The 7,428-nt window shown below is 50.8% G+C and carries 7 protein-coding genes; all 7 read left to right on the forward strand.

The window, feature by feature from the left end; all coding sequences use genetic code 11:
* Window positions 1-14 precede the first annotated feature (14 nt).
* A complete protein-coding gene (locus AC4EVX_RS10865) occupies window positions 15-758 on the forward strand; it encodes a Stp1/IreP family PP2C-type Ser/Thr phosphatase (protein WP_308450594.1) in 744 nt (247 codons plus the stop codon).
* Window positions 758-2,983 carry a Stk1 family PASTA domain-containing Ser/Thr kinase gene (gene pknB / locus AC4EVX_RS10870; protein WP_490160210.1) on the forward strand — a complete coding sequence of 742 codons (2,226 nt, stop codon included), beginning with the start codon at window positions 758-760 and terminating at the stop codon, window positions 2,981-2,983. Before AC4EVX_RS10865 ends, pknB begins: the two co-directional genes overlap by 1 nt.
* A 117-nt stretch (window positions 2,984-3,100) precedes the next feature.
* Window positions 3,101-3,988, forward strand: coding sequence for a ribosome small subunit-dependent GTPase A (gene rsgA, locus AC4EVX_RS10875; protein WP_490160204.1), 888 nt, complete (start codon window positions 3,101-3,103; stop codon window positions 3,986-3,988).
* Between the two features lie 20 nt (window positions 3,989-4,008).
* A complete protein-coding gene (rpe, locus tag AC4EVX_RS10880) occupies window positions 4,009-4,668 on the forward strand; it encodes a ribulose-phosphate 3-epimerase (protein WP_490160205.1) in 660 nt (219 codons plus the stop codon).
* Window positions 4,668-5,474, forward strand: coding sequence for a thiamine diphosphokinase (locus AC4EVX_RS10885; protein WP_490160206.1), 807 nt, complete (start codon window positions 4,668-4,670; stop codon window positions 5,472-5,474). Before rpe ends, AC4EVX_RS10885 begins: the two co-directional genes overlap by 1 nt.
* A gap of 143 nt (window positions 5,475-5,617) precedes the next feature.
* A complete protein-coding gene (locus AC4EVX_RS10890) occupies window positions 5,618-6,223 on the forward strand; it encodes an ECF transporter S component (RefSeq protein WP_490160207.1) in 606 nt (201 codons plus the stop codon).
* Window positions 6,224-6,370: 147 nt separating this feature from the next.
* Window positions 6,371-7,428: serine--tRNA ligase (gene serS, locus AC4EVX_RS10895; protein WP_490160208.1), on the forward strand; the 1,058-nt coding region annotated here is incomplete at its 3' end.

Consider the following 7,428-nt stretch of genomic DNA (forward strand, 5'->3'; position numbering starts at 1 on the left):
GGAGGGACTGGGAGATGGAGGCATGCGCGCTTACAGATATTGGCATGAATCGCAGTATGAATCAGGACTATGTATACGCTTCGACGATGCCAGTCGGTTCTCTTGATAATCTTTTTATCGTTGCAGATGGAATGGGCGGACACAAGGCAGGGGATTTTGCCTCCCGATTTGTTGTGGAGAAGCTGACGGAGTATTTCGCCCAGCCGTTTCCAGATAAGGATGTGCACAGCATCATCCGGGAGGGAATCCGAAAAGTCAATCGGGAACTCTATGAGACTGCAAATCAGAATGAGGACCTGAGAGGAACCGGAAGTACGCTGGTGCTTGCGACGATTCGTGGCAATGTGCTCTATGTCGCAAATGTCGGCGACAGCCGTCTGTATCTTCTGCGAGATGAGCTTGAACAGATCACGCGCGACCATTCCTATGTGGAGGAGCTTGTCGCGCTCGGAAAGATGAAGCGCGGAAGCCGGGATTATCTTGAAAACAAGAATATTATCACCCGTGCAATCGGCGCAGATGAGGATGTCGATGCGGATCTGTTCGCACTTAAGCTCAAGAGCCGGGATGTGATTCTGATGTGCTCGGATGGTCTGAGCAACATGGTTGATGAGTTTGAGATGGAGTATATCATCCGTGCGGAGGAGAGCATCAGCGAGAAGGCACAGGGACTTGTGGATGCGGCAAACCGCAGTGGCGGAAAGGACAACATCTCGGTGATTCTGGTAGAACCTCAGATAAGTGAGGTGAGCCTATGATGCTAAGACCGGGAACTTTTTTGCAGGACCGTTATGAGATACTCGAACAGATCGGCTCTGGTGGCATGTCTGTGGTGTACAAGGCAAAATGTCATAAGCTCAACCGTTTCGTGGCAATTAAGGTGCTCAAGGAGGAATTCTGCGACGACAGCAACTTTGTCAGCAAGTTCAAGATGGAGGCACAGGCGGCAGCGGGACTGTCACACCCAAACATTGTCAGCGTCTATGATGTTATCGATGAGGGACAGCTTCATTATATCGTGATGGAGCTGATTGAGGGAATTACGCTCAAGGGTTATATCGCCAAGAAAGGGCATCTTGAGGTGAAGGAGACGATCGGCATTGCGATTCAGGTCGCACAGGGCATGGAGGCGGCGCATGAACAGCACATCATTCACCGCGACATCAAGCCTCAGAACATCATGATTTCGAGGGATGGCAAGGTCAAGGTGACGGACTTTGGAATTGCGCGTGCCGTTTCCTCCCAGACGATGACCTCCTCGGCGATGGGATCGGTTCACTATATCTCGCCGGAGCAGGCGAAGGGGCGATTCTGCGATGAGCGAAGCGACATCTATTCGCTCGGCATTACGATCTATGAGATGGTGACCGGATATCTGCCGTTTACCGGGGAGAATGCGGTCGCGATTGCAGTTGCCCATTTGGAGAATGTGATGGTTCCGCCGAGTGTCTACAACCCGGATGTTCCGCCAAGTTTAGAGCAGATTATAAAGAAGTGTACAGAGAAGATGCCGGGGCGGCGCTATACGAGTGCAAAAGAGCTGATCGCAGATCTCAGAAAAGTGCTTCTTCAGCCGGAGAGCCATGTTGCAGCGCTTTCTAAGACTCCGAAGAGTCAGACTGCCTTAGATGGGGAGACAATCAAGCTCGGCAGTAAGGAAGTTGAGGAGATTGGCAAACATAAGTCGCTGATTGAGGATGAGATTGAGTTTCCGAAGTCTGGCAGTTCCAAGCAGAAACCGGACGAATATCTGAATCGACCGACTAAAAAGCATCCTTCGAGACATTCCGATGCTTTGAATTACTACGACGGATACCGGAAAGGGCGCAAGGAAGAGCCGGAGGAGAATGAGGATGAGGTGAATCCCAAACTTGAACGACTTCTTGCAGGTGTTGGGATTGTCGTTGCAATCGGCATTGTAGCTGTCCTCATCGTTGTGGTGATGAAGCTCTTTGGAGGCTTCTCCCATGCAGGTCTTGGCAGTCTTCACACGACGGTGGCGTCGAATGAGGCAGAGATGGAGACGAGCACAGGGGAAGATGGCCTCAAGGACACAGAAGTCTACATGCCGGATGTCAGAGGACTTATCGAGGAAGAGGCGCAGACGAAACTCAAGGCAAGTTTCCTGACGATGAAGGTTTCCTACACCTCCTCGGATGAGGTCAAAAAAGGATATGTCATCAGTCAGGCTCCGTCCGCCGACAGTGTGGTTCTCAAAGGTGCTTCGGTCACGGTGATTGTCAGCACGGGTTCCGAGAAGATTGTTCTGTCAGAGCTGATGATCGGAGATCAGAAACTGACCGATCTTGACGCAAGCACAGCAAAGACGTTTCTTGAGAGCAGGAATCTGTCTGTGACCGTCGTCGATGAGGAGAGCGACACGATTGAAAAAGATCAGGTGATCCGCTACGAGCCGGAGGAGGTAGAGGAAAATGGAAGTGTGGTTCTCTATGTCAGCAGTGGTCCTCATGTCGAGACTGCCTATGTGCCCTCTCTGACTGGAAAGACGAAGGAGGAAGCAAATGCGCTTCTGATCGAGGCAGGATTGATTTCCGGAGATGTGACGGAGCAGAGCAGTGAGTCCGTGGCATCCGGTCATGTGATCAGTCAGGCAAAAGTAGCTGGCACTCAGGTTGAGGCGGGAAGCAGTGTGGCCTATGTGGTCAGCACTGGTCCTCAGATCAAGCGTCAGAGATACGTTGCCTCGATCAACGAGGTCTATGATCCGAGCAATCTCATTGGCCCGGGTGCGAGTGGTTCAACGGTCAGCGTGATGGTGCGCCTGCGCCAGGGACCGGACAGCAATCCGCTCTATAAAGTGCTGATGCAGACGACAAGAATCCGCGGAAATGTCCTGCTTCCGATCAGCTTTACAAGCATTGAGAGCATGGATGGAACTGATCAGGGTCAGGTTGAGGTTGTGAATGTGGACAGCGGAGAGATTTTAAAGATTTATCCGCTCACTTTCTTTGCGATGGACTGATGCAAGAAGATGATGTGAGACGACATAAGAGAACTCAGGAGAATTCAAAAGAACTCAAGCGGGACTGGCAGAGCAATAGGGATAGAAAAGATACGGCAGGTTGAGAAGAGATAAGAGATGACAGGAAAAATTATCAAAGGAATTGCAGGATTTTACTATGTCCATGATGGACATGAAACGGTGTATGAGTGCCGTGCAAAGGGAATTTTCCGAAGCCGTGGCATCAAGCCGGTGGTCGGGGACAACGTGGAGTTTGTCGTTCTCGACGAGGAGAAGGCGGAGGGCAGTATCGAGGAGATTCTGCCCCGCAAAAATGTGCTTGTCCGTCCGGCATCGGCAAATGTGGATCAGGCGCTTGTGGTGTTTGCGATCACACAGCCGGAGCCGAATCTGAATCTGCTCGATCGTTTCCTGATTATGATGGGGGCACAGGAGATCCCGGTCACAATCTGTTTTAACAAGACGGATCTCGGCGAGAAGGATCGTCAGGAGGAGTACCGAAAGACGTATGAGCAGGCGGGCTATCCGGTGCTCTTTGTAAGCAGCAGGGAGGAAGTCGGTGTCGAGCGCATCCGAGAAGTTCTGCGCGGAAAGACGACGATTCTTGCAGGTCCTTCCGGTGTCGGAAAATCTTCGTTGACGAATCAGATTCTGCCGAAGGCAGTGATGGAGACGGGATCGATCAGCGAGAAGATCAAGAGAGGAAAGCACACAACCCGCCATGCAGAGCTGTTCTGTGTGGAGGAGAATACCTATCTTTGCGATACACCGGGATTTTCTTCGATGTATCTTGAGGATATTGAGTCTGGAGCGCTCAAGTACTACTTCCCGGAGTTTGAACCGTTTGCGGATGCCTGCAAGTTTCAGGCGGACTGCGTTCACATCGGGGAGCCGGTTTGCGGAGTCAAGGATGCTCTTGAGAGTGGGAAGCTGAGTGAGAGTCGTTATGAGAATTATCGGATTCTCTATCAGGAACTCAGAGAGAAAGAGAGAAGAAGATATTAAAAAGATAAGAGGAGAGAACCATGGCAATTTTAGCACCATCGCTTTTAGCGGCAGATTTTAAGAAACTCGGGGAAGAAATTCAGAAGGTGGATCAGGCGGGAGCAGAGTACCTTCACATTGATGTGATGGATGGCATGTTTGTGCCGAGCATTTCTTTTGGAATGCCGGTGATTGCAAGCATTCGCCCGTGTACGGACCGTGTGTTTGATGTTCACATGATGGTGGAGGAGCCGGGACGCTATGTACAGGATTTGAAGACGGCAGGGGCAGATCTGATCTGTGTGCATCAGGAAGCCTGCAAGCATCTCGACCGCACGATTCACCAGATCAAGGATCTCGGCATGAAGGCGGGCGTTGCGCTGAATCCGGCAACTCCGGTTGAGACGCTCAGGTGGATTCTTCCTGAGGTGGATATGGTGCTGATCATGTCGGTCAATCCGGGATTTGGCGGTCAGAAGTTTATCTCCTATGCGACGGAGAAGGTGCGCGAGGTGCGCCGGATGGCAGATGAGATGGGACTTCATACGGATATTGAGGTTGACGGCGGTGTGACGACTGCCAATGCAGGGGAACTTCTCAAGGCAGGAGCAAACATCCTTGTCGCAGGTTCCGCAGTCTTCAAGGGAGATGCAGAGGCGAATGTCAAGGCATTCTTAGAAACATTTAAGGAGTACGAGTGATGAGGGAACATCCATCCTGTCTTGTGGTTACGGGCGGAGAGCTGGAACTGGCTTTCGCCCGTTCCTTTTTGGAGAGGGAAACATTTGATCTTGTGATTGCAGTTGACGGGGGACTCGGGTATGCGGACGCGCTCGGTCTGAAACCGGACTGGGTTGTCGGCGACTTTGACACCGTGGACGAAGAACTTTTGAAAAAGTATTGCCCGGCGAAGATTCCGGCGCGTCTGTCCGAGGAAGAGACGATGGAAGGACAGTCGAAGGAACCGTTGGAAGAACAGGTCTATGAGAGCGTGGATCTGTTTGAACAGGAGGAGACGGTGGGCAAGGTGGAGCTGGAAGATGGTCGCGTTGTGTTCTGGGAACAGCATCATCCGGAAAAAAACGAGACGGATACGGAGCTTGCGAGAAGTCGGGCGCTTGAGCTTGGATGCAGTCGCATCGTCTTTCTCGGGGCAACCGGTGGCAGACTTGACCATATGATTGCAAATATTCAGATGTTGTCCGCGTGTCTCGAGCAGAATGTGCATGCTGAGCTTGTCGATGCCCAGAATCGCCTGTATCTGATTCAGTATCAGGCAGAATTTGAGCGGGAAAAGGTCTGGGGAAAATACATTTCCTTCTTCCCGTACACCGACTGCGTGACAGGAATTCACCTTGCAGGATTCAAGTACCTGCTTCACGGCTGGGACTTGAAGAAAGGCGTGGAGAGTGGGCTTTGCTTGAGCAATGAGCTTGCACAGGATGTGGCAAAGATTTGGATTGATAAGGGTGTTTTAGTCTGCGTGGAATCGAAAGATCGGGGTTAAAATCCAAACTGGACTTGTCAAAATATACGAAACTGGATATTTATGCCACTCCACCAGCGTGCTATGATTGGGAAAATCAAAACAGGTTGCAGATTCTTAAGAGGAGAGTGCAACCTGAAAAGCAAATGAGGAGTGGAACAATTATGGAAAACAGACAAGACAAACAGGACAACAAGGTTTACAAGCTGGTGTTGACCGCATTGATGGCAGCACTCTGCTACGTATCATTCACTTATTTAAAGATCCCGATTCCGACTTTCGGTGGTGATTATACCGCGCTTCACATCGGAAATGCTTTCTGCGTGCTCGCAGCCTTACTGCTCGGCGGTGGCTACGGCGGTCTTGCAGGCTCTCTGGGTATGACGATTGCAGATCTGATTGATCCCACCTATATCACGAGTGCACCAAAGACCTTCGTGTTAAAGCTCTGCATCGGTCTGATCGCAGGTTTCGTTGCGCACAACATCGCACACATCACTGAGAATCACGACAGCAAGTACATCCTGAAGTGGACGCTGATCGCTTCGATTGCAGGTCTCGGATTCAATGTGATTTTTGATCCGATCGTTGGATTCTTCTACAAGAACTACATCCTGGGTGTTCAGTCTGACGCAGCAAAGATCATGGCAACCTGGGCAGCAGGTGTAACCTTTATCAACGCCGTTGCAGGTACGATTGTGGTCTGTGTCGTTTACATGGCAGTCCGTCCGGTCCTGAAAAAAGCAGGTCTCTTCATTCGGATTTCCTAATGATTTGCAGATTTGCAGATAAACCCCTTTCCAACCGTGTAAAAATGTAGTATAATTTGGAAATGATTGTTATATTATTCATGGTTTCAGCGTCCGGGACGGGTTTCCGGACAGAGGGCGCGGGATCGATGTATACAGGAGGAAAAGATGTTAGACTTAAAGTTTGTCCGTGAGAATCCGGACATCGTAAAGAAAAATATCGAGAACAAGTTTCAGTTCGAGAAACTTCCGCTCGTAGACGAGGTGATTGAGCTGGATGCAAAGAACCGTGCAGCAAAGGCTGAGGCAGACAGCATCCGCGCATCCCGCAATAAGCTGTCCAAGCAGATCGGTCAGCTGATGGGTCAGGGCAAGAAGGAAGAGGCAGAGGCAGTGAAGGCAGAGGTGGCTGCAAACGCAGCACGTCTTGCAGAGCTGGAGAAGCAGGAAGCAGAGCTTGGAGAGAAAGTTCTCAAGATCATGATGACTATTCCGAATATCATTGATCCGAGTGTGCCGATCGGTAAGGACGACAGCGAGAACGTTGAGATCGAGAAGTTCGGTGAGCCGGTTGTTCCGGAGTTTGAGATTCCGTACCACACCGACATTATGAAGACCTTTGATGGCATTGATCTCGATGCAGCAGGTCGTGTGGCTGGAAATGGTTTCTACTACCTGATGGGTGATATCGCAAGACTTCACTCCGCAGTTTTGGCATATGCGCGTGATTTCATGATCAACCGTGGATTCACTTACTGCATCCCGCCGTTCATGATCCGCAGCAACGTCGTAACCGGCGTTATGTCCTTCGCGGAGATGGACGCAATGATGTACAAGATCGAGGGTGAGGATCTGTACCTGATCGGTACGAGTGAGCATTCCATGATCGGTAAGTTCATCGACACCGTAACTCCGGAGGCAGAGCTTCCGAAGACCTTCACGAGCTATTCTCCGTGCTTCCGCAAGGAGAAGGGCGCACACGGAATTGAGGAGCGCGGTGTATATCGTATCCATCAGTTCGAGAAGCAGGAGATGATTGTAGTCTGCAAGCCGGAGGAGTCTAAGGCTTGGTACGATAAACTGTGGCAGAACACCGTAGATCTGTTCCGTTCTCTGGATATTCCGGTTCGTACTCTGGAGTGCTGTTCCGGTGATCTGGCAGATCTGAAAGTAAAATCCTGCGACGTAGAGGCATGGTCCCCGCGTCAGAAGAAGTACTTTGAGGT

It is taken from the genome of Brotaphodocola sp., assembly GCF_983179755.1.